24 protein-coding genes, 3 tRNA genes and 1 pseudogene are annotated in these 19,185 nt (G+C 66.0%); 17 read left to right on the forward strand and 11 right to left on the reverse strand.

From position 1 onward, the window contains the following. Positions 1–55 precede the first annotated feature (55 nt). From OK015_RS00555 to OK015_RS00570, 4 genes and pseudogenes are all read right to left on the reverse strand, one after another. Positions 56–211 (reverse strand): DUF6131 family protein, encoded by a 156-nt coding sequence (locus OK015_RS00555; protein ID WP_268128448.1) that lies wholly within the window; start codon positions 209–211, stop codon positions 56–58. Between the two features lie 11 nt (positions 212–222). Beyond that, complete coding sequence (locus tag OK015_RS00560) at positions 223–459, reverse strand: hypothetical protein (RefSeq protein ID WP_268128450.1); 237 nt, start codon at positions 457–459, stop codon at positions 223–225. A 118-nt stretch (positions 460–577) separates the two neighbouring features. Further along, positions 578–896, reverse strand: a pseudogene (locus tag OK015_RS00565) (hypothetical protein). Positions 897–950: 54 nt separating this feature from the next. After that, the gene (locus OK015_RS00570) at positions 951–1,529 is read right to left on the reverse strand and encodes a TetR/AcrR family transcriptional regulator (RefSeq protein ID WP_268128452.1); all 579 of its coding nucleotides are present in this window, start codon (positions 1,527–1,529) and stop codon (positions 951–953) included. A gap of 92 nt (positions 1,530–1,621) precedes the next feature. On the opposite strand from OK015_RS00570, the gene OK015_RS00575 reads away from it, so the two are divergent. From OK015_RS00575 to OK015_RS00585, 3 genes are read left to right on the forward strand one after another with little or no spacing between them, the layout of a single operon-like run. Next, positions 1,622–2,533, forward strand: coding sequence for an MBL fold metallo-hydrolase (locus tag OK015_RS00575; protein WP_268128454.1), 912 nt, complete (start codon positions 1,622–1,624; stop codon positions 2,531–2,533). After that, positions 2,530–3,321, forward strand: a complete 792-nt coding sequence (locus tag OK015_RS00580) for an SDR family NAD(P)-dependent oxidoreductase (RefSeq protein WP_268128456.1) — start codon at positions 2,530–2,532, stop codon at positions 3,319–3,321. The genes OK015_RS00575 and OK015_RS00580 overlap by 4 nt, the downstream gene beginning before the upstream one ends. Before the next feature lie 33 nt (positions 3,322–3,354). After that, a complete protein-coding gene (locus OK015_RS00585; protein WP_268128457.1) occupies positions 3,355–3,999 on the forward strand; it encodes a carboxymuconolactone decarboxylase family protein in 645 nt (214 codons plus the stop codon). Positions 4,000–4,012: 13 nt separating this feature from the next. Here the strand turns inward: OK015_RS00585 and OK015_RS00590 are convergent, their stop codons facing one another. Beyond that, on the reverse strand, positions 4,013–4,423 hold the full coding sequence (locus tag OK015_RS00590; protein ID WP_268128458.1) for a MarR family winged helix-turn-helix transcriptional regulator: 411 nt from the start codon (positions 4,421–4,423) through the stop codon (positions 4,013–4,015). A gap of 91 nt (positions 4,424–4,514) precedes the next feature. On the opposite strand from OK015_RS00590, the gene OK015_RS00595 reads away from it, so the two are divergent. Continuing rightward, a complete protein-coding gene (locus OK015_RS00595; protein ID WP_268128459.1) occupies positions 4,515–5,465 on the forward strand; it encodes a quinone oxidoreductase family protein in 951 nt (316 codons plus the stop codon). Here OK015_RS00595 and OK015_RS00600 read toward each other — a convergent pair. Continuing rightward, a complete protein-coding gene (locus OK015_RS00600) occupies positions 5,462–6,403 on the reverse strand; it encodes a class I SAM-dependent methyltransferase (protein WP_268128460.1) in 942 nt (313 codons plus the stop codon). The genes OK015_RS00595 and OK015_RS00600 overlap by 4 nt on opposite strands. A gap of 130 nt (positions 6,404–6,533) precedes the next feature. On the opposite strand from OK015_RS00600, the gene OK015_RS00605 reads away from it, so the two are divergent. From OK015_RS00605 to OK015_RS28995, 6 genes are all read left to right on the forward strand, one after another. Continuing rightward, the gene (locus OK015_RS00605) at positions 6,534–6,881 is read left to right on the forward strand and encodes a nuclear transport factor 2 family protein (protein WP_268128461.1); all 348 of its coding nucleotides are present in this window, start codon (positions 6,534–6,536) and stop codon (positions 6,879–6,881) included. Between the two features lie 58 nt (positions 6,882–6,939). After that, the gene (locus tag OK015_RS00610) at positions 6,940–7,935 is read left to right on the forward strand and encodes a phosphotransferase family protein (RefSeq protein WP_268132361.1); all 996 of its coding nucleotides are present in this window, start codon (positions 6,940–6,942) and stop codon (positions 7,933–7,935) included. A gap of 11 nt (positions 7,936–7,946) precedes the next feature. After that, a complete protein-coding gene (locus OK015_RS00615; RefSeq protein ID WP_268128463.1) occupies positions 7,947–8,423 on the forward strand; it encodes a hypothetical protein in 477 nt (158 codons plus the stop codon). Between the two features lie 34 nt (positions 8,424–8,457). Then, positions 8,458–8,673 carry a hypothetical protein gene (locus OK015_RS00620; RefSeq protein ID WP_268128465.1) on the forward strand — a complete coding sequence of 72 codons (216 nt, stop codon included), beginning with the start codon at positions 8,458–8,460 and terminating at the stop codon, positions 8,671–8,673. A 135-nt stretch (positions 8,674–8,808) separates the two neighbouring features. Beyond that, positions 8,809–9,237 carry a hypothetical protein gene (locus OK015_RS00625; protein ID WP_268128467.1) on the forward strand — a complete coding sequence of 143 codons (429 nt, stop codon included), beginning with the start codon at positions 8,809–8,811 and terminating at the stop codon, positions 9,235–9,237. A gap of 81 nt (positions 9,238–9,318) precedes the next feature. Further along, positions 9,319–9,597, forward strand: a complete 279-nt coding sequence (locus tag OK015_RS28995; protein ID WP_326498506.1) for a hypothetical protein — start codon at positions 9,319–9,321, stop codon at positions 9,595–9,597. A gap of 99 nt (positions 9,598–9,696) precedes the next feature. On the opposite strand, the gene OK015_RS00630 is transcribed toward OK015_RS28995, so the two are convergent. Beyond that, a tRNA-Arg gene (locus tag OK015_RS00630) sits at positions 9,697–9,769 on the reverse strand. 33 nt (positions 9,770–9,802) lie between these two features. Continuing rightward, a tRNA-Ser gene (locus OK015_RS00635) sits at positions 9,803–9,891 on the reverse strand. A 90-nt stretch (positions 9,892–9,981) separates the two neighbouring features. On the opposite strand from OK015_RS00635, the gene OK015_RS00640 reads away from it, so the two are divergent. Then, positions 9,982–11,055 carry a pyridoxal phosphate-dependent aminotransferase gene (locus OK015_RS00640; protein ID WP_268128468.1) on the forward strand — a complete coding sequence of 358 codons (1,074 nt, stop codon included), beginning with the start codon at positions 9,982–9,984 and terminating at the stop codon, positions 11,053–11,055. Next, entirely contained in the window at positions 11,052–11,513 is a 462-nt protein-coding gene (locus OK015_RS00645) for a DUF4334 domain-containing protein (protein WP_268128469.1), read from the forward strand. The genes OK015_RS00640 and OK015_RS00645 overlap by 4 nt, the downstream gene beginning before the upstream one ends. A gap of 134 nt (positions 11,514–11,647) precedes the next feature. Here the strand turns inward: OK015_RS00645 and OK015_RS00650 are convergent, their stop codons facing one another. Continuing rightward, positions 11,648–12,232: a TIGR03086 family metal-binding protein gene (locus tag OK015_RS00650; RefSeq protein ID WP_268128470.1), complete on the reverse strand. Its 585-nt coding sequence runs from the start codon at positions 12,230–12,232 to the stop codon at positions 11,648–11,650. A gap of 23 nt (positions 12,233–12,255) precedes the next feature. Here OK015_RS00650 and OK015_RS00655 point away from each other — a divergent pair, with 23 nt between their 5' ends. Genes OK015_RS00655 through OK015_RS00665 form a run of 3 tightly spaced genes read left to right on the forward strand, consistent with a single transcriptional unit; the run spans position 12,256 to position 14,579 of the window. Continuing rightward, complete coding sequence (locus tag OK015_RS00655) at positions 12,256–13,080, forward strand: crotonase/enoyl-CoA hydratase family protein (protein ID WP_268128472.1); 825 nt, start codon at positions 12,256–12,258, stop codon at positions 13,078–13,080. A gap of 43 nt (positions 13,081–13,123) precedes the next feature. Continuing rightward, positions 13,124–14,362, forward strand: a complete 1,239-nt coding sequence (gene lipE / locus OK015_RS00660) for a lipase LipE (protein ID WP_268132362.1) — start codon at positions 13,124–13,126, stop codon at positions 14,360–14,362. A gap of 28 nt (positions 14,363–14,390) precedes the next feature. Further along, positions 14,391–14,579, forward strand: coding sequence for a hypothetical protein (locus OK015_RS00665; protein ID WP_268128473.1), 189 nt, complete (start codon positions 14,391–14,393; stop codon positions 14,577–14,579). Positions 14,580–14,704: 125 nt separating this feature from the next. Here OK015_RS00665 and OK015_RS00670 read toward each other — a convergent pair. Next, positions 14,705–14,791, reverse strand: a tRNA-Ser gene (locus OK015_RS00670). Between the two features lie 36 nt (positions 14,792–14,827). Here OK015_RS00670 and OK015_RS00675 point away from each other — a divergent pair. Beyond that, positions 14,828–15,799 (forward strand): NAD(P)H-quinone oxidoreductase, encoded by a 972-nt coding sequence (locus OK015_RS00675; RefSeq protein ID WP_268128475.1) that lies wholly within the window; start codon positions 14,828–14,830, stop codon positions 15,797–15,799. Positions 15,800–15,890: 91 nt separating this feature from the next. Here the strand turns inward: OK015_RS00675 and OK015_RS00680 are convergent, their stop codons facing one another. Continuing rightward, positions 15,891–17,087 (reverse strand): cysteine desulfurase-like protein, encoded by a 1,197-nt coding sequence (locus tag OK015_RS00680; RefSeq protein WP_268128476.1) that lies wholly within the window; start codon positions 17,085–17,087, stop codon positions 15,891–15,893. Positions 17,088–17,205: 118 nt separating this feature from the next. On the opposite strand from OK015_RS00680, the gene OK015_RS00685 reads away from it, so the two are divergent. Next, positions 17,206–19,176 carry a DUF6541 family protein gene (locus tag OK015_RS00685; protein WP_268128478.1) on the forward strand — a complete coding sequence of 657 codons (1,971 nt, stop codon included), beginning with the start codon at positions 17,206–17,208 and terminating at the stop codon, positions 19,174–19,176. The last annotated feature ends 9 nt before the right edge of the window (positions 19,177–19,185 follow it).

The following is a 19,185-nucleotide window of genomic DNA, read 5'->3' on the forward strand; positions in this document are numbered from 1 at the left end:
TATGACATTCCTTTGTGTGTCCTGTGAAACAGCCGGCGAGCCTGGCTAGCGGTGCCTAGTACCAATACCGCCTGCCGCCGACCGGGCGGCCGACCGAGCCGAGCACCCACAGCACTGCACCAATGACGATGAGGACAATGCCGATTGTCCACAGCAAGGGAATGGCGAATACATATCCGAGAATGAGGAGAACGATACCCAAGACGATCATGACGATTTCCTTTACGTGAGGGATGCTAAGTTACTGGGCATTGAACTGGGTTGGGGCACATGACAATCCTTAACTTTCGGGTTGACGCCCCCGTAGTTCAACGGCCCCGCGACCACCGTCAGAGCTATGTTTCCCGCTGTGACACAATCCGTTTGCCCAGTTTTGAAGTAGTCGCGTTGCCACGCCGCGAAGACTCCAACGATTAGCCAAATCAAGACGATCGCGCCGATTATTCCGCGACCACGCATGGTGACCTCCGTTGTGTCCGAGAAAAATTTTCTCGTCGCGTAGCGATACCCATTGGACTCGTGTCTAAACCTCGCCGAGGCTAACTCAGGTGTCGTTCCCAGACCCGGGATCTGAGCACTACGAATGAGCGGCCAACCATTCCGCGACCCGCCTCTTGGAACCCCTTGACAGCCACGCGTGGGGCAATCAGCCCGCCCAGTTCCGTCATCGTGATTTGCGGTGGTCCGTTGCGGTGGTCCGTAGTGAAGAACGGGTCGGCGTAGCGTCCGCCGGTATCCGGGTCGGTCGCGACGGGCTGAGAAGTGCCAAAGAAGACGAACGGCTTGCCGCCCACTTGATGGATCGCATTTGCGTTCGGCCTCTCCACACGTTTCAGGTGCGGCATCGACGCGTCGGTCCGATGCACATCGCTTATCCGCGCGGGTCGATGCGCCATCGCGGCGGCCTTAGTGTGCAAGCACTTTCGAGTGTGCAAGCACTTTCGCCTCGCTCAATTCAGACCGGCGATGCCCTGGCAATACCACCGCGGATCGACGCCGCCGTCGGTGAACAGCGATTGCACGACGTAGCCAATCACCGCGCCGCCGATGGCGGCCGCGATGGCAGACGCATCATTTCGGCCCGTCCATCGAGAAACGGCATCGGCGAACGCGGCGCGTTGAGCCTGAAAGGCTGCCATGACCATCGCCTTGGTCTTGGGCTGGGTCTGCGCATGCGCCCAACCCTGCACGGCGAGCCGGAAAAGGTCCACGCCTTCCGTGTGGTGGCGGAATCGCTGGAGGGTTTCGAGTACCGCGAGCAGATACGCATTGGGGCCGGCGATGTCGTCGCGCTCGCCAACCTTGGCCGTCAACTCCCCGACTTCGATCAGCGACGTCTCGATCGCCGCATGGATCAGGGCGTCCTTGGACGGAAAGTAGCGGTACATGGCGCCTGCCGACACGCCGGCCTCGCTACGGATCTCGTCCATCGAGGCCGGCGCCACCCCGATCCGACTGAAACATCTTCGGGCCGCGTCCAGGTAGCGCTGCTCCTGAGCCTTCCACTGCTCCTCGGTCACCTTCGGCATAAGCGACATCTTACGTGAAGGAACATTCACTATTGACAGCCTGGGTGGCGCACGGTAAAAATGAACGAATATTCACGGAAAGGCCTCCCAGTATGACGATCACCCGGATCCATCACCTCAATTGCGCCTCGATTCAAGGCATTTCACTGCTTGGGCAGCATCTGGTCTGCCACGTTCTGCTGCTGGAGACAACCGATGCCGGCCTGGTGCTGGTCGACACCGGGTTGGGCAGCGCCGACTACGCCGACATTTCGTCGCGACTCGGCTGGGAGTTCGCCAAGGTGTACGCGCGGCCCGGCCTCGACCCATCGCTGGCCGCCGTTGAGCAGATCCGCGAGCTGGGCTTCTCAGTGAGCGATGTCCGGCACATCGTGCAGACCCACCTCGACCTCGACCACGTCGGCGGCCTCAGCGACTTCCCGCAGGCCCTGGTTCATGTGCACGCTACCGAATTGGACGCCGCCCGCCGCCGCCACGGGTTGCGGGCAAAGCGACGGTACCGGCCCAAGATGTGGACTCATGACCCGAAGTGGCGCACCTACACCCACGGTGGCGAGGGCTGGATGGGCTTCGATGCGGTGCGCGGACTGGAAGGGCTTGGCGACGACATCCTGATGGTCCCGCTGTTCGGGCACACCCACGGCCATTGCGGAATCGCGGTCAACACCTCCGACGGCTGGTTGCTCGACGCTGGAGATGCCTACTTCGACGCCCGCGAAATCAAGCTTCCGCAACGGCGTTGCGGTGCCGGTGTGGCGCTGTTCCAGATGATGGTGACCACCGAGCGCGCCAACCGCCGCCACAACCAGGATCGATTGCGTAGCCTGCACGCCGACCACCCCGAGGTCGATATCTTCTGCGCACACAATCCTTTCGAGTACCTCGACCTGGCCGAGCGTAACGGCGACACGCCCCGAGGCATCGCGACCGCCCGAGCATGGAAGCCAGACAACCGGTCCGTCGGATCCGCTCGTACCAGCGGGTCCTCGATGGAGGCCAAATGACCGCCCTGGCTTACCGCGGCACCACCGTGCTGATCACCGGTGCCAGTTCAGGTTTGGGCGCCGCGTTCGCACACCAGCTGGCCGAGCGCGGCGCCAATCTGGTGCTGGTGGCGCGAAGCCGCGACAAGCTGGAGCTGACCGCGAAGGAACTGCACGCACGGCACGGTGTCGACGTGCTGGCGTACGACTGTGACCTGTCGCGACCCGGTGCCGGGGTTGCACTGGCCGAATGGCTCTCCGACGACGGTGTGCGAGTGGACACCGTGATCAACAACGCCGGTGTGGGCACCCACGGCGATTTCGTCACGCAGGATCCCGACGCGATCACCGCTCAGGTGCGATTGAATGTTGATGCGGTGGTCGATCTTACCCGTGCGTTACTGCCGCAGCTGCTGAGTAGCGGTCGGGGCGCATTGGTGAACGTCGCGAGCACCAGCGCCTACCAGCCCACTCCGTCGATGGCCGTTTACGGCGCCAGCAAGGCCTTCGTGCTGAGCTTCACCGAGGCGCTGGCCTACGAACACCGGCATAGCGGCCTGCGCGTACTCGCCGTATCACCCGGTCCGATGCGCACCCCGTTTTTCGAGGTGCTGGGCACCACCCGGCCGGGCGTCGGACGCTGGCAGACGCCCGAAGCCGTTGCCGCGCAGACATTGCGGACGCTGGACCGTCGTTCGGCTCCACCCAGCATCATCTCCGGAACGCTCAACGCCGTGCCCGCATTCGCCAACCGGTTCGCGCCTCGCCGCGTCGTCTTGGCGATTACCGGCAAAGCCATCGGCGCCTGACCCTGTTAACACCTCCACCAAGGACGACCAGCCATGACTTCGCTGCTCCGCCGCAACCGCACTACGAGTCCTCCGGTGGTCCAACCACCGTTCGTTGTACCCGAGGGAGATTGGCAGGGCGAGCTGTATCCACGCCGTATACCGCCGCTGCCGCGTGCGCAGCAGCGCCTCTTCCATCGCTTCTTCTTGGCGGCAATCCGTCGCAGCGCCCACGAAAACTACGACTACAACTGCTTTCTGGTGTTGGCGCGGCTGGGCCGGATCTTCCCGATCCATGCGATGCTGGTCGGCCAGCTGCTGCGGGGTGGCACGATCTCACCGGCCGACACGGAACGCATCATCATCCGCATCGCCTGGCGGATGGGTTGTCAATACGAGTACGCCCACCACACCCGGATGGCCCTCCAGCACGGCATCTCCCGGCGTGAGATCGAATCGCTGACCAACGAGACCGACGAAGAGTGGTCGGATCGCACCCGCACGCTGCTGGCTGCCGCCGACGAACTATTCGCCACCAAGAACCTCTCCGCGGCCACTTATCAGCGACTGCGCCGCGAGCTCGACGAGAACCAGATCCTCGAGTTCTCAATGCTTGTCGGTCATTACATGATGGCCGCGATGATGCTCGACGTCGCCGGTTGTGAAGTCGAGCCCACGTTCGCCCTCGACACCCGGTAATGGCACGCCGCCGCTAGCGCTCCAGCATTTTGGCCAGCAGGGCGGAGAGCCGCTGCTGTTCAGTGCCGTTGAGGGAGCCTGTCATCGGCGCCATCAGCTCGCCGATCTCGGCAATGACCCGCACCTGGAGTCGCCGCGCCTGGGCGGTGAGGCTGACCCGTACCGACCGGCCGTCGACGGCGTCGGTGCTCTTTCGCACCAATCCGCGCTGAACCGCGCGGTCGATGAGCCCGCTGACGGTCGAGCGTTCCAACCCGAGGTATGTCGCAAGTTCGGCCATCGCCGGTTCACGGTCACGCAGTATCCCCAGCACCCGCAGCTGAGTTAGCGACAAATCATGTTCGGCGGCAACACGGCTCAGCACCGCGATCACTGCGAACGACACCTGCACGAGATTATCCCTGAGGTCGTCGGCCGTCTCCATGCCGTGGACCATACCTTGAGTTAGTTGGTATCGCCACCTAATATAGTTCGTGTTACCATCTAAATCTGCCGCTTTCGCCGAGGAGAACTCCATGCACGCAGCCGTCGTCACCACATTCGACAGGCCTCCCGCCTACCGCGAGTTCCCTAGTCCCACCTCGCAAACCGCCGACGAGGTCGTGGTCGACGTGATCGCCTCCGGCCTGCATCCACGGGTACGATCTCAGGCTGACGGCTCGCATTACACCAGCTCCGGGACGCTACCCCTGGTCCCCGGCATCGACGGCGTGGGGCGCGCACCCGACGGCACGCTTCGCTACTTCGTCCTGCCCGATACCACGATGGGCGCGATGGCCGAACAGACCGTCATCGACCAACGGCGCAGTTTCGTGCTTCCGGAGGGCACCGACCCCATCCTGGTGGCCGCCGCGATGAACCCCGTCATGTCCTCCTGGGTCGCCCTTCGCCGGCGTATCGACTTCGAACCCGGTCAAACGGTGTTGATTCTCGGTGCCACCGGCAGCTCGGGTCGCATGGCCGTACAGGTCGCCAAACGCCTTGGCGCGGGCCACGTCATCGGCGCCGGACGCGACGCGCAGCGGCTCGCTTCCCTTCCGCAGCTGGGGGCCGACGCTGTCGCTCAAATCGACAACGATTCGGCGATAAACGATCTCGCGCACGCCGCGCGCGACGTCGATGTCGTGATCGACTATCTGTGGGGTCCGATCACGGCCCAGGTGATGGCCGGTATCGCCACCCACCGTAGCGATCAGGCAAAGCCGCTCACGTGGATCGAAATCGGCTCGGTCGCTGGCCCCTCGGCCGAGATCTTCTCCGCGGCACTGCGCGCCGTACGCCTACAGATCGTCGGCAGCGGACAAGGCTCGGTCCCGACCAGCGACATCCTGGCCGAACTACCCGCGATGGCTACCGAAATCAGCAGCGGCGGTTTCGAATTCGATGCCCGGGCCGTGCCGCTGGCCGATGTCGAAGCCGCCTGGGATGCCACCGACGCCGATCAGCGGATCGTTATCACGCCCTAGTGGCGTCGCTGAGCGGAGACGTACAGAGTGGGCGGCATGGCGTCGACGGCGTCGTCCGGCAGGGAGCGGTGGTAGCGAGCCATCAACTCCGGGAAGGACAAGGCGGCGACGTCCCAGCCGTGTTCACGCAGCCATGCGTCGACCGGTGTGCGCTCCTCCGCGTACCAGAGGTCCTCGACATCGGTGATCTCGGCGTCGACCAACTTCGCGGCCGCGGCGCGCAGGCGCTGCGCGTCTTCACGCTGACGCCGTACTCGGTCGGGGTCGGTAAAGCCCGGGCTGGGAACGTTGGAAGCCAGCCAGCTGCCCGGCGCGCTGAGCGAATGCATGCGCTCGAACAACAGATCCTGAGCTTGCGATGGCAGGTAGCGTACCAACCCCTCCGCAGACCAGACGCTCGGCTTCGATGCGTCAAAACCTGCTTCCTGTAACGCCTTTGGCCAGTCCTGACGCAGATCGATCGGTATGGTCACGAGGTCTGCGGTGGGCTTCGCGCCGTGGTCGCGCAACGTGGCCGTCTTGAAGTCCAGCACCTTCGGCTGGTCAAGTTCGTACACCACCGTGCTGTCGGGCCACGGCAACCGCCACGACCGCGCGTCAAGTCCGGACGCCAGAATCACCACCTGCCGAACCCCGGCGTCGGCCGCACCGAGGAAGAACTCGTCGAAAAACGCCGTCCGCGTCGCCATGAAGTCGACCATCAGCTGGATCCGCGTGCGCATCTCGGGTTCGATCTCGACGGCCTTGGCCAACAACGCGGGGTCGGCGTAGATGCTCCACAACCCCTCCCCCGCGGCGTCCACGAAGACGCGTGCGAACGGGTCGTTGATGAGCGGATGCTCGCTCTCGGTCTCTGCGGCGCGGGCCGCCGCGACCCCGAGTGCGGTGGACCCCACGCTCTGAGTGATGTCCCAGGAATCGTCGTCGGTACGTGGCATCGCCAGTCCTCTCCACCCTCATAGTCGGTTGCGTTCACTATTCTTCCAGCTGCTGAGGTCTCGTGGCACGCGCGGCTGTTGAATTAGGCTCTTTTCCCAGGGGGCCCACAGGTTGCGAGGGAGCAAGGCGATGACACGTACGCCCCAGGAAATCTTCGCTCACCACGGGGAAGCGCTGGCCGCGGGGGACCTCGACGAGATCGTCGCCGATTACGCCGACGATTCGGTGGTGATCAGCCCGGGCGGCGTCGCGCGCGGCAAGGACGCCATCCGGGACGTCTTCGCCAACTTGCTCGCCGATCTGCCGAACGCGGACTGGGACCTGAAAACCCAGTTCTTCGACGGCGACGTGTTGTTCCTCGAGTGGACCGCCGATTCGGCGCTCAGCCGGGTCGATGACGGCGTCGACACCTTCGTCTTCCGCGGCGGCGTGATCCGCGCGCAGACCCTCCGGTACACCGCACGGGCCAAGCGCTGACGTCAGAGTAGGTTCACACCACGTGGAGCACGTGGACTTGAACGCCGTCGCGCAATGGATGTCCGAGCAGGGACTGGGCGAGGGACCGCTCGAAGACGTTTCCGCCGTCACGGGTGGAACACAGAACGTGATGCTGCGGTTCACCCGATCCGGCCGAGCCTACGTGTTGCGGCGTGGACCACGGCACCTGCGTCCGCGCAGCAACAACGTGATCCTGCGGGAAACCAAAGTCCTTGCGGCGCTGGCCGGTTCTGATGTGCCGCACCCGCACCTGATCGCTGCCTGCGACGACACGAGGGTGCTCGGCGACGCCGTCTTCTACCTGATGGACCCGGTCGACGGATTCAACGCGGGCGAAGGGCTGCCGCCGTTGCATGCGAGCGATGCCAGCGTGCGGCACGGCATGGGCCTGTCGATGGCCGACGCGCTGGCGAAGCTGGGCGCCGTCGACCACGTCGCGGTGGGACTCGCCGATTTCGGCAAGCCGGAGGGCTTCCTGGAACGCCAGGTGCCGCGCTGGCTTTCGGAGCTGGACAGCTACAGCGAGTACGACGGCTACCCCGGGCCCGACATCCCGGGCATCGAGGAAGTGTCGTCCTGGCTGGAACGGCACCGGCCGGCGACCTGGTCACCCGGCATCATGCACGGCGACTACCACGCCGCCAACGTGATGTTCTCCCGTACCGGGCCCGACGTGGTCGCGATCGTCGACTGGGAGATGTGCACGATCGGTGACCCGCTGCTCGATCTGGGCTGGCTGCTGGCCACCTGGCGCCAGCCCGACGGGTCCAGCGTCTTCAGCCATGCCCTGGGCGGCCAGGACGGATTGGCCAGCACCGACGAGCTGTTCGAGCGCTACGCCGCCAACACCACCCGCGACCTGTCGCACATCACCTGGTACACCGTGCTGGCCTGTTTCAAGCTGGGCATCGTCATCGAGGGCACACTGGCGCGCGCGTGTGCCGGCAAGGCCGAGAAGGACGTCGGCGATCAACTGCACGCGGCGACGGTTCACCTGTTCGAGCGCGCGCTGACCCAGATCGGCACCGGCTAGCATCTTCTGACGTGCCTCCTTATCCTGAGGAACCCGACTACTACTCCGAGTACGAGCCGACGCAGGCCGCGCGGTACGGCGGCGGCTACGACCCCGCGCCCGAGCCGGAGCCCCCGACACCGTGGTACCGGCGCCCGCTGGCGCTGGTCGCGGCGGGCGCGGTCGGGGTGATCGTGCTTGGCTTGGCGATCTACGCGATCGTCACGTTGGTGAGCGGTTCGCCGGCCCCGAGTCCGACGACGACGCCCCCACCGTCGCCCACGACGACGGTGACCACCACCGCTGCGGAGCCCACTCGACATCACCCACCCGGTGGCGGCGGCGCTCCGACCCAGACGGTGACCGAAACGGCCCCACCACCCAGCACAGACGCCCCCACGACGACCGTCCCGCCGAGCACCGTCACGCTGTCGCCGAGCACGGAGACCAGCACGGTCACCCAGACGGTAACCGTGCCGACGCGCCGGCCGTTCGATCCACGCCCGTAGCGGTGCGGGAATCCAAGCAACTAGGGTCGAGGCCATGAGTCGGCTCGAGCGCGGCCTGGCGCGGCTGCGGGACATGCGCTTTGACCTGTACGCCCAGCCCATGCGACAGGTAAGCCTGGAGTTGAAGATCGTGTTCTTCTCGGTCCATGTCCCGATCGCCGGCGGTAGGACGCTCAAAATCCCGATGATCGCGACGGTAGGCCCGATGCCGGACAAATCGACCGACACAGACACCGGCGACTGCGCTTAGCGAAGCGCGTCCGAACAGAGTCGTAGCCAGTCGTTAACGTCCTGTGAAGCAACGGATTACGGCATTAGCCGTCACCGCGTCCTGGACGAGCGGGGGAAGGTCAAAACCCCGAAGGACCGGCTCGAGGAGCTGCTGATGAATACGGAAGACCACCCAGAATTCTCGTCGGACGCGCTGGGGTTTTCGCCGATAGCGGCTGACGAAGAGCCTGACCATGTCATGCGGACCTGCCAGGTGTGCGGCGGATACTTCCCGGCACAGCCGGGGAGTGCCAATGATCGCGCCGCGCTGTGCCGGGCGCACCTATTGGTGACACATGCGCTGATGCGCCGCGAAGAAGGCGGTTGGACGGAGTACGACCATGACCCCCATACCCGCCGCGAACTGGACAGCGGGCCCGGTCTAACTCAGGCGCGCCGGGGGCGGTTAGACGGCAACGGCATTACCTCCGGCGAGTCGAAGCTTGAAGCGCGTGGCGCCGACACTGGCGACCGGCTGGCGGAATCCGAGCCCGTCAAGCTCACCGAAACGACGTCGGGCGGACGGCCAACCGAGGGGTACTGACGGTCAACCGAGGGGTTACGCAGCGCCAGATATCGGGGTTACGATCTGCGCAGGGGGGCGCCCGACAGATTCGAGTCAGCCATGGAACGCACCCGACGTCTGATCGTTGCATTCATCGCAGCCTGCACGCTAACGATCGCCACTGCCGCGTTTGCCACTGCGCCGACCGCGGCCGCCGACCCCATCTGCGGTGCGCCGGGAACGCCGCCGTGCGCGGGTCCTAGTCCCTTGACGCCTGAGCAGCAGTGCGCGTTTATCGCGTGGCGGTCGATGATGCCGTGCAACTGGCTCGGAATGCAGGTGCCCGCGGGCACGCCGGGGAGTTGGGATAACCCGCCGGCTCCGCCGCCGCAGCCCTGAGGCCCCGCAAGTCTCCGCTCAATGCGGAGGGGATGCTGGAATGGGCTCCCGGTGCTGAGCTGGCAGCCGGTTAACGGCATAGCCCGAATTCGCAGTGTGCGCGCCCGAAGGGATTCGAACCCCTAACCTTCTGATCCGTAGTCAGATGCTCTATCCGTTGAGCTACGGGCGCCGGTACTTCAGTTGTGTCCTCGAAAGGACTCAGCGGAGGCGAGAGGATTTGAACCTCCGGTCCCCTTTGAGGGGGACAACTCATTAGCAGTGAGCCCCATTCGGCCGCTCTGGCACGCCTCCCTATGGACTTCATGAGGGTACCCGACACAGTGCGGGCGTCCCTGAACCGCCGGAGGCATAGCGTACACAGCGGGGACATATGCTGTCGAAATGACTGCCCGCCTACGGCCGGAGCTGGCCGGGCTGCCAGTTTATGTTCCTGGCAAGACCGTGCCGGGCTCGATGAAACTGGCCAGCAACGAGACGGTGTTCGGCCCGCTGCCCAGTGTCCGCGCTGCCATCGAGCAGGCCACCGACATCATCAACCGCTACCCGGACAACGGCTGCGTACACCTCAAAGCGGCGCTGGCCAAGCATCTGGGTTCCGGTTTCGAACCGGAGCACGTCGCCGTCGGCGCCGGCTCGGTCAGCCTGTGCCAGCAGCTGGTTCAGATCACCGCCTCGGCGGGCGACGAGGTGATCTTCGGCTGGCGCAGCTTCGAGCTCTACCCGCCGCAGGTCCAGGTCGCCGGCGCGACGGCCATCAAGGTGCCGTTGACCGACCACACCTTCGACCTCTACGCGATGCTTGCCGCGATCACCGACCGCACCCGGCTGATCTTCGTCTGCAACCCCAACAACCCGACCTCCACCGTCGTCGACCCCGACGCGCTGACCCGCTTCGTCGAGGCCGTTCCGCCGCACATCGTGATTGCCATCGACGAGGCCTACGTCGAATACATCCGTGACGGCATGCTGCCAGACAGCCTGGGCCTGGTCCGAGGGCACTGCAATGTTGTTGTGCTGCGCACCTTTTCGAAGGCATACGGGCTGGCGGGTCTGCGCGTCGGCTACGCGGTCGGGCACCCGGACCTGATCACCGCCCTGGACCAGGTGTTCGTGCCGTTCTCCGTGACGAACATCTCGCAGGTCGCCGCCATCGCGTCGCTGGACGCCGCCGACGAGTTGTTGGCCCGCACCGACGCCCTGGTCGCCGACCGTGTTCGGGTGAGCGCCGAGTTGCGTGATGCCGGGTTCACCTTGCCGCCGTCGCAGGCGAACTTCGTCTGGCTGCCGCTCGGGCCCCGCACTCAGGATTTCGTCACGCGGGCGGCCGACGCGGGGATCGTGGTTCGTCAGTACGGCACCGACGGCGTCCGCGTCTCCATCGGTGCGCCGAAAGAAAACGACGCCCTGCTGGCGTTCGCCCGCGACTGGATCACCCGCCCGGAGGTCGACGAATGAGCCTTGCCCGCAAGAAGTTCGACGAATTGAGGGAACGCAGCGAGAAGATCGGCGATGCCGAGCTCGATGATTTGTGGGCGACTCTGGAGCCGGCGACGGTCGAGGGCATGCTCGGCGAGTGGAAGGGCGGCGAGTTCGTCACCGGCCACAAGATGAACGGGCAGCTGGAGAAGGCCGGCTGGTTCGGCAAAACGTTCACATCCGCACGTGACGTCCAGCCGCTGGTCTGCCTGGACGCCGACGGAAAGAAGTTCTCCAACAAGGAGATGGGCAAGGGCGAGGCGAGCCTGTGGCTCGAGGAATTCCGCGGCGAGGTCACCGCGACGATGGTCTACGACGGGCAGCCGGTGCACGATCACTTCAAGAAGATCGACGACGACGCCGTGATGGGCATCATGAACGGCAAGGGTGTCCTGGATAACGGCCGGTATTACTACTTCTACCTCGAGCGGGTGTAGTCCCCGGATACGCTCGCGTGTGCGCTCAGGGCGGCGCGGGCGCACACTCGCAGCCCTGGCCGCGCAGTCGACGCGGCGGGAGTTGAAAGCAGCGGCGGGAGTTGAAAGCAGCGGCGGGAGTTGAAAGCGGCTGCCTAGCCCGCGGGGTTGCGGCCGGTGAACGCGACGAGCTGGACCAGGGCGCTCGCGTCCGCAGGCACGCCGACGGGGTCGTCGAACCCGGCGGCACCGCGGAATTCCGGCCTGATGGTGTTGTGCGCCAAGTCCAGCACGTATTCGGCCAGCGGCTCCGGGGCCTCGACATCGCGTCCCACGGCTGCCGCGTAATCCCAAGCGTGCACCAGGAATTCGATCGAGAAAATGCCGCAGGCCGACTTGGCCGACATCTCGCCCTTGCCGAACGGCACGTTGCCGTCCAGGCCGCGACGGTGCCACGCATCCAGAACCGGGCGGGCCACGCTGATGATCTGCCTTTCCACCGAGTCGCCCGGTTCGCGCTCTGGGAACTCCGCACCCGCTATGCGGCCGATGCCGCCGATCGACTTCAGTAGATGCTCGGTCAACTTGGCCACATCGAACTCGGTGCACGGAGTCTGGCGGGACAGATCGTCGTCGGCGATGGTGTGCAGGACATGCCGCAGTACCCCGAGGGTGTCTTCGGCGGCCTGTAGCTCGTCGGCCGGTGGAGAGTCTGGTCCGGGTCGCAAATCACGAGGCATATTCGCCACGCTACGGTCTCGATATGGGCGATACATACGAATCCGTCACCGTCGAGGTCAAAGATCACGTAGCGCAGGTGACGCTGATCGGACCGGGTAAGGGCAACGCGATGGGGCCCGCCTTCTGGGTAGAGATGCCGGAGGTGTTCGCAGCGCTGGACGCCGACCGCGACGTCCGCGCCATCGTCATCGCCGGGTCGGGCAAGAACTTCAGCTATGGCCTTGACGTGCCCGCGATGGGCGGGTCGTTCGCCGGGGTGCTGGCCGAAGGTGCGCTGGCGCGCCCGCGCACCGACTTCCACGCCGAGATCAAGCGCATGCAGGGGGCGATCACCGCGGTCGCCGACTGCCGGACCCCGACGATCGCCGCGGTGCACGGTTGGTGCATCGGCGGCGGCGTCGACCTGATCTCGGCGGTCGACATCCGCTATGCCAGCGCCGACGCCAAGTTCTCGGTCCGGGAGGTCAAGCTCGCCATCGTCGCGGATGTCGGCAGCCTGGCCCGCCTGCCGCTGATCCTGAACGATGGCCATCTGCGGGAGCTGGCGCTGACGGGTAAGGACATCGACGCGGCACGCGCCGAGAAGATCGGCCTGGTCAACGACGTCTACGACGACCCAGACAAAACGCTGGCCGCGGCGCATGCCACCGCCGCCGAGATCGCCGCCAACCCACCGCTGACGGTCTACGGCATCAAGGACGTGCTGGACCAGCAGCGTATTTCGGCGGTTTCGGAGAGCCTGCGCTACGTCGCTACCTGGAACGCGGCCTTCCTGCCGTCCAAAGACCTGACCGAGGGCATCTCGGCGACCTTCGCCAAGCGTCCGCCCCAGTTCACCGGGGAGTAGCCGGGCGCCACGTACCCTCGCGGGGGTGGCGAACACGACCGCGATCCTCACCGAGGACGGCAAGATCCATGTCCCGGCCGACCTGGACGCGGTGACCGCGGTCGGCGACGAGGACCACTCGGAAATCGACAGCGTGGCCGTCGAACGCATCTGGCAGGCCGCCCGCCATTGGTACCAGGCGGGCATGCACCCGGCGATCCAGCTGTGCATCCGGCACCGGGGCCGCGTCGTGCTCAATCGCGCGATCGGCCACGGCTGGGGCAATGCGCCCACCGACGCTCCCGACGCCGAGAAGGTTCCCGTCACGACGGACACCCCGTTCTGTGTGTACTCGGCGGCCAAGAGTATCGCCGCGACCGTGGTGCACAGGCTCGTCGAGCGGGGAGCCTTTTCCCTCGACGACCGGGTCTGCGAATACATGCCCACCTTCACCAGCCACGGCAAGCACCGCATCACGATCCGGCACGTGCTGACCCACAGCGCCGGCCTCCCGTTTCCCACCGGGCCGCTGCCCGACCTCAAACGCACCGACGACCACGAGTACGTGCAGGAGATGCTGGGCAATTTGCGGCCGCTGTATCGGCCGGGGCTGGTGCACATGTACCACGCGCTGACCTGGGGTCCGCTGATCCGCGAGATCGTCTACACGGCCACCGGCAAGGACATTCGCGAGATCCTGGCCGCCGAAATCCTCGACCCGCTGGGCTTTCGGTGGACGAACTTCGGCGTCGCCAAGCAAGACGTCGCCCTGGTCGCGCCGAGCCACGCCACCGGCCGGCCCTTGCCGCCGGTGGTTGCGCAGATATTCCGCAAGGCGATCGGCGGAACGGTGCACGAGATGATCCCGGTGACCAACACCCCGTTCTACCTGACGACCGTGATTCCGTCGTCGAACACCGTGTCGACCGCTAACGAGATGTCACGCTTCGCCGAAATCTGGCGCCGCTACGGCGAACTCGACGGTGTACGGGTATTGCAGGCGGAAACGCTGCGGGGCGCGGTGACCGAATCCCGGCGCTTGCGGCCGGATTTCGCGGTGGGTCTGATGCCGGCTCGCTGGGGTACGGGCTTCATCCTCGGCACGAACCGATGGGGGCCGTTCGGCCGCAACGCAGCGGCCGCGTTCGGCAGTCTCGGTCTCAGCAATATCGCGATCTGGGCCGACCCCGAGCGCAGCCTGGCCGCCGGACTGATCAGCAGCGGCAAACCCGGCCGCGACCCGGAACTGCGCCGTTACACGGCGCTGATGAACACCATCGCGGCGCAGATCCCGATAGGTTGAGCACGCCGGCAGTGGGAACACTGCGGTGATGGCTAACTATCGAGTGCTGAACCCGCAGGGAGAGGTCGTCGCCACCAAGGACATCGCCAGCGCCGAAGACGCCCATGCCTGGTTCGTCGACAACAAGGCCGACAACACCGAACTTGGCTGGCGTATGGAGGTCGAGGACGACGGCGACTGGTCGTTCTTCGACGACTCCGAGGGCAGCCGGACCTAAGCGGGTGTGCCTCTCCGGCCGAGGGGCGACCGTGGGAGCCGACCGCAAAACGTGGGCCGCGTCTCGGCCCTTCGCGCGACAATGGCTTCGCGGCGGCGGCCGATCAGCGTCGCCGCTGAACACGGCGGTGGCGGAGGGATTTGAACCCCCGGACGGTTTTAGCCGTCTCTCGCTTTCAAGGCGAGTGCATTAGGCCGCTCTGCCACGCCACCGCTGACAAGGGTAACGGGGCTAGTACCGTGGCCCGCATGCGCGCCATCGTCGCCGAATCCTCCGACCAACTCGTCTGGCAAGAGGTCCCCGATGTCTCCGCCGGGCCCGGCGAGGTGCTGATCAAAACCACCGCGGCCGGCGTCAACCGCGCCGATGTGCTGCAAGCCGCCGGCAAGTATCCGCCCCCGCCGGGAGCCAGCGAAATCATCGGCATGGAGGTTTCCGGTGTCGTCGCCGAATTGGGCTCCGGTGTCACGGAATGGTCCGTCGGACAAGAAGTTTGCGCGTTGCTCGCTGGCGGCGGATATGCCGAATACGTCGCGGTCCCGGCCCCTCAGCTGCTGCCGATCCCGGACGGCGTCACGCTGGAGGACGCCGCGGGCCTGCCCGAGGTGGCCTGCACGGTGTGGTCGAACCTGGTGCTGACGGCCCACCTGAGCAAAGGCCAGCTGCTGCTGATGCACGGCGGGGCCAGCGGCATCGGGACCCACGCGATTCAGGTCGCGCGCGCGTTGGGCGCCCGGGTGGCGGTCACCGCCGGCTCGGCGGCCAAGCTGGACACCTGCCGCGATCTGGGCGCCGAGATCACCATTAACTATCACGACGAGGATTTCGTCGCGCGGCTGCGGGAGGAGACCGACGGCGCCGACGTGATCTTCGACATCATGGGTGCCTCCTATCTCGACCGCAATCTCGACGCGTTGGCCAACGACGGACAGCTGGTGATCATCGGGATGCAGGGCGGTCTCAAGGCCGAACTCAACATCGGCAAGCTGCTACCCAAGCGCGCCCGGATCATCGGCACCACGCTGCGTGGCCGGCCGGTGAGCGGCCCGAACAGCAAGGGCGAGATCGTCGCCGCGGTGACGGCGTCGGTGTGGCCGATGATCGCCGACGGCCGGGTCCGGCCGTTCATCGGCGCGCGCATGCCGATTCAGCAAGCGGCAGAAGCCCACCAGCAGCTGGTGTCGGGCGACGTGCACGGAAAGATCGTGCTGGCGGTCTGACGGCCGTCGAGTGCGCGCCGAGGGCTGTCAGTGTGCGACTACGCCGCCCTGAGCGCACACTCGAGCCGTGGTGCGCGGCGAGCGGAGCGGCTCAACCCAACGACGCCAGCGCGCGCACCAGCTGATCGACCTCGGCCATCGTCGTGTAGTGCGCCAACCCGACGGTGACCGCGCCGCCAACCTCGTTGGCGCCCAGCGCATCCAGCACGCGTGAACTTTCGTTGGAGACGGCCAGAATTCCGTTGTCTGCCAGGCGCTGCACGACCCGCTCGGCGGGCACGCCCTGCAACGCGAAGCTGACGACCGGTATTCGTGCCTCCGGACGACCGATCAGCATCATCAACGGCAATGACCGCAACGAGACCATCAGGTAATCGAAGATCCGGTTCAGATACGAGGCCGCGGATTGCATCGACACCGATAGCCGCTCGCGTCGGCTGCCGCGAGCCGACTCATCCAACGCCGCAAGGTATTCGATGCTGGCCACCACGCCGCCCAGCAGGCCGAACTGATGCGCGCCCACCTCGAGGCGCGCCGGGCCGGTGGCATTGGGATCGGTGGAGACCGAGCTGAACGAGTTGATCAGCGCCGGATCGCGGAACACGATCGCCCCGATCGGCGGGCCGCCCCACGCGAGGGCGTTCACCGCCACGACGTCGACCTCGGCTTCTTTGATGTCAAGCAACCGGAAGGGCGCGGCCGCGGAATGGTCGACGATCACCAGCCCGCCGACGTCGTGAACCAACTTGGTCATCGCGCGCAGATCGGTGACCGTGCCCAGCGTTCCCGACGCCGAGGTGACCGCCACCAGCCGGGTGGATTTCCCGATCAGGCTTTCCCACTGCCACGTCGGCAGCTCGCCGGTTTCGATGTCGACCTCGGCCCACTTCACCTTGGCGCCGTAGCGGTGTGCCGCCCGTAACCACGGGGCGATGTTCGCCTCGTCGTCCAGGCGGCTGACGATGACCTCGTACCCCAAGCCGGCTCGCGAGGACGACGCCTCGGCCAAGGACGACAGCAGGATCGCGCGATCGGCGCCCAGCACGATGCCCGCCGGGTCGGCGTTGAGCAGATCCGCGACCGCCGCGCGCGCCGCATCCAACACTGCCGCGCTGCGTTGCGCTGCTGGGTGCGCACCCACGGTGCTGGCAGCGGACCGGCGGAACGCCGTGGACACCGTGGTCGCCACGGAATCGGGAATCAGCATCCCGGCCGGCGCGTCGAAGTGCGCCCATCCGTCACCCAGAGACGGATGCAGTCCGCGCACCCGGGCGACGTCATAAGCCATGCCAGCCACCTTAGAGCTTCCGCGCTAGAGCGAAATTGTGACGGTAGCGGGTGCCACAGCCATTCGAGCCAGCCGGTGGCTTCCCGAGCCAGGTCACCCGGCCAGCCATACTAGTCGAGTGGGGCTCTGGATCGGAACGCTGATCGCACTGTTTTTGCTGATCGCCCCGGGGACAATCGTTGCGCGTATCACCCAGCTGACGTGGCCAATCGCGGTCGCCGTTGGCCCGGTGCTGACCTACGGTGTGATCGCGCTGGCGATCATCCCTTACGGCGCGCTCGGAATCCCGTGGAACGGTTGGACTGCGCTCGCGGCGCTCGCTGTCGTGTGTGTGGTGACGACGGGTTTGCAGTTGCTACTCGCCCGCTACCGCGACTCCGACGCCGAGGCGCGGGGGCTCGCTGGTTGGCCCGCGTTGACCGTCGCGGCCGGTGTGCTGCTGGGCACGCTGCTGATCATGTGGGCCGCCTATCGCGGCCTCACCCATTGGCAGTCGGTCCCCAGTACCTGGGATGCGGTGTGGCACGCCAACGAGGTGCGCTTCATGCTCGACACCGGCCAGGCGTCCTCCACCCACATGGGTGAGCTGCGCAACGTCGAGACCCACCAGACGCTGTACTACCCGTCGGTGTTCCACGCGCTGACCGCGGTGTTCTGCCAGCTCACCGGGGCGGCACCGACCACCGGCTACACCCTGAGCTCGGTGGCGGCCTCGATCTGGCTGTTCCCGACCAGCGCGGCAATGCTGACCTGGCATCTGCTGCGTCCGGTGACGACGGCGGCTCGCACCGCCGCGATCGCGGCCACCGCGGCCGCACTGTCGGCGTCGTTCACCTCGGTGCCCTACGTCGAATTCGGGGTCGCCGCAATGCCCAACCTGGCGGCCTACGGCGTCGCGATCCCGACGTTTCTCTTGATCGTCTCGACGCTGCGGCACCGCGACCGCATTCCGGTGGCCGTGCTGGCCCTGGTGGGTGTGCTGTCGGTGCACCTGACCGGCGGGTTCATCGTCATCTTGTTCCTGTTGGGCTGGTGGCTGTTGGATGCGTTGTGGCATCCGGTGCGGGGCCGGCTCGCCGACGTCGGGATCCTGGCCGCCGTCGCGGTGCCGACCGGGCTGATCCTGGCGCCACAGTTCATCGGCGTGCTCAAGCAGGCCGACATCATCGCCGGGCACGCGTTCCCCAGCTTCAAGAGCGTCAAGCAGGGCGTCGTCGATGCGCTGCTGCTGCATACCCGCCACCTCAACGATTTCCCGACCCAATACGGCCTGGTCGCGCTGGCCTACCTCGGCATGGCGTATCTGCTGTACAAGCGCATCTGGTGGCCGGTGGCGGTTTGGCTGGTGCTGACCGTGGCGACCATCTATTCGGGCGCACCGTTTCACAATCCGCTCGGCGCCGCCATCGAAGGGCTCAGCACATTCTTCTACAACGATCCGCGCCGGCTCACGGCCGTGGTGACGATGCTGGTGACACCGATGGCAGCCATCGCGATGTTCGGCGCGGTCGTGCTCGTGGTCGCGATCGCCAAACGAATCACCGGCCGGTTCAAAGCCCTACCCGCGCCGGTATGGGTATCGGCCACCGCGGTGCTGCTGGTCGTGACGACCGTGTTCACCGCGCGGCATTACTTTTATCGGCACCTGGTGCTGTTCGGCGACAAATACGACTCGGTGATGATCGACCAGCGCGACCTGATGGCCATGGCGTACCTGGCGACACTGCCGGGCGCACACGACACCCTGATCGGCAATGCCAACACCGACGGCACCGCTTGGATGTACGCGGTGGCCGACCTGCATCCGCTGTGGACCCACTACGACTATCCGCAGCAGACCGGGCCGGGACCCGAGCGCTACATCATCTGGGCGTACGCGCGCCGCGGCGATTCCGATCCCAAGGTGGTCGAGGCGATCAAGGCGCTCAATATCCGCTACATCTACACGAGCTCGCCCACGGTTCGCGGGTTCGCCGTGCCCGACGGACTAGTGTCGCTGGAAAAGTCGAAGTCGTGGGCGCTGATCTACGACAACGGCGGGGCCAGAATTTACGAATGGCGCGGAAATGCCACACCACCCCGCCCCTAGCCGCAGAAG

It is taken from the genome of Mycobacterium sp. Aquia_216 (genome assembly GCF_026723865.1).
GTDB lineage: Bacteria > Actinomycetota > Actinomycetes > Mycobacteriales > Mycobacteriaceae > Mycobacterium.

What these genes read in the sequence shown, in the direction of transcription:
- OK015_RS00555 (WP_268128448.1), bottom strand. Translation starts at nt 211, where the DNA reads ATGATCGTCTTGGGTATCGTTCTCCTCATTCTCGGATATGTATTCGCC.
- OK015_RS00560 (WP_268128450.1), bottom strand. Translation starts at nt 459, where the DNA reads ATGCGTGGTCGCGGAATAATCGGCGCGATCGTCTTGATTTGGCTAATC.
- OK015_RS00570 (WP_268128452.1), bottom strand. Translation starts at nt 1,529, where the DNA reads ATGCCGAAGGTGACCGAGGAGCAGTGGAAGGCTCAGGAGCAGCGCTAC.
- OK015_RS00575 (WP_268128454.1), top strand. Translation starts at nt 1,622, where the DNA reads ATGACGATCACCCGGATCCATCACCTCAATTGCGCCTCGATTCAAGGC.
- OK015_RS00580 (WP_268128456.1), top strand. Translation starts at nt 2,530, where the DNA reads ATGACCGCCCTGGCTTACCGCGGCACCACCGTGCTGATCACCGGTGCC.
- OK015_RS00585 (WP_268128457.1), top strand. Translation starts at nt 3,355, where the DNA reads ATGACTTCGCTGCTCCGCCGCAACCGCACTACGAGTCCTCCGGTGGTC.
- OK015_RS00590 (WP_268128458.1), bottom strand. Translation starts at nt 4,423, where the DNA reads ATGGAGACGGCCGACGACCTCAGGGATAATCTCGTGCAGGTGTCGTTC.
- OK015_RS00595 (WP_268128459.1), top strand. Translation starts at nt 4,515, where the DNA reads ATGCACGCAGCCGTCGTCACCACATTCGACAGGCCTCCCGCCTACCGC.
- OK015_RS00600 (WP_268128460.1), bottom strand. Translation starts at nt 6,403, where the DNA reads ATGCCACGTACCGACGACGATTCCTGGGACATCACTCAGAGCGTGGGG.
- OK015_RS00605 (WP_268128461.1), top strand. Translation starts at nt 6,534, where the DNA reads ATGACACGTACGCCCCAGGAAATCTTCGCTCACCACGGGGAAGCGCTG.
- OK015_RS00610 (WP_268132361.1), top strand. Translation starts at nt 6,940, where the DNA reads ATGTCCGAGCAGGGACTGGGCGAGGGACCGCTCGAAGACGTTTCCGCC.
- OK015_RS00620 (WP_268128465.1), top strand. Translation starts at nt 8,458, where the DNA reads ATGAGTCGGCTCGAGCGCGGCCTGGCGCGGCTGCGGGACATGCGCTTT.
- OK015_RS00625 (WP_268128467.1), top strand. Translation starts at nt 8,809, where the DNA reads ATGAATACGGAAGACCACCCAGAATTCTCGTCGGACGCGCTGGGGTTT.
- OK015_RS28995 (WP_326498506.1), top strand. Translation starts at nt 9,319, where the DNA reads ATGGAACGCACCCGACGTCTGATCGTTGCATTCATCGCAGCCTGCACG.
- OK015_RS00640 (WP_268128468.1), top strand. Translation starts at nt 9,982, where the DNA reads ATGACTGCCCGCCTACGGCCGGAGCTGGCCGGGCTGCCAGTTTATGTT.
- OK015_RS00645 (WP_268128469.1), top strand. Translation starts at nt 11,052, where the DNA reads ATGAGCCTTGCCCGCAAGAAGTTCGACGAATTGAGGGAACGCAGCGAG.
- OK015_RS00650 (WP_268128470.1), bottom strand. Translation starts at nt 12,232, where the DNA reads ATGCCTCGTGATTTGCGACCCGGACCAGACTCTCCACCGGCCGACGAG.
- OK015_RS00655 (WP_268128472.1), top strand. Translation starts at nt 12,256, where the DNA reads ATGGGCGATACATACGAATCCGTCACCGTCGAGGTCAAAGATCACGTA.
- OK015_RS00665 (WP_268128473.1), top strand. Translation starts at nt 14,391, where the DNA reads ATGGCTAACTATCGAGTGCTGAACCCGCAGGGAGAGGTCGTCGCCACC.
- OK015_RS00675 (WP_268128475.1), top strand. Translation starts at nt 14,828, where the DNA reads ATGCGCGCCATCGTCGCCGAATCCTCCGACCAACTCGTCTGGCAAGAG.
- OK015_RS00680 (WP_268128476.1), bottom strand. Translation starts at nt 17,087, where the DNA reads ATGGCTTATGACGTCGCCCGGGTGCGCGGACTGCATCCGTCTCTGGGT.